Origin of the sequence: Paenibacillus mellifer, from assembly GCF_023195895.1 — a bacterium.
Taxonomy (GTDB): domain Bacteria; phylum Bacillota; class Bacilli; order Paenibacillales; family Paenibacillaceae; genus Fontibacillus; species Fontibacillus mellifer.
Map to the genome: position 1 here is coordinate 1 of NZ_JALPRK010000060.1, position 322 is coordinate 322.

Genomic DNA, 322 nt, shown 5'->3' on the forward strand with positions numbered 1-322 from the left:
GCTGGCTTTGGTGCATGAAGCTTTGAGAAGGCATTCCGCGCACGTTGTACTTCTGTAGTGCCGTTTTCGAACCTCATAACCGCTCTCGTTTTTTTCTTTGCTCTCCCGGATGAACGTCAATCTCCGCCCCGCTGGACAAATCCATGAATCCTTAGCTTCGTCATACTGCCAGTTGTCCAGCTTGCTTATGTCCTTCTTCCAAACTTTTGTTTTCTCTTTATGGTACGTGTTGTATTTGACGATCGCTCTCACAGCTTCGCCTTCTAGGTAAGCGTAATTTTCTTCACTCCCATACCCGGCGTCAGCAATGACCGTGCCGGGT

General features: G+C 48.8%; 1 protein-coding gene. It reads right to left on the reverse strand.

Features of this window, described 5'->3' with window-relative positions:
* The coding region (locus M0651_RS23965; RefSeq protein WP_248554162.1) for a transposase at nt 1–322 on the reverse strand (322 nt) is incomplete at both ends.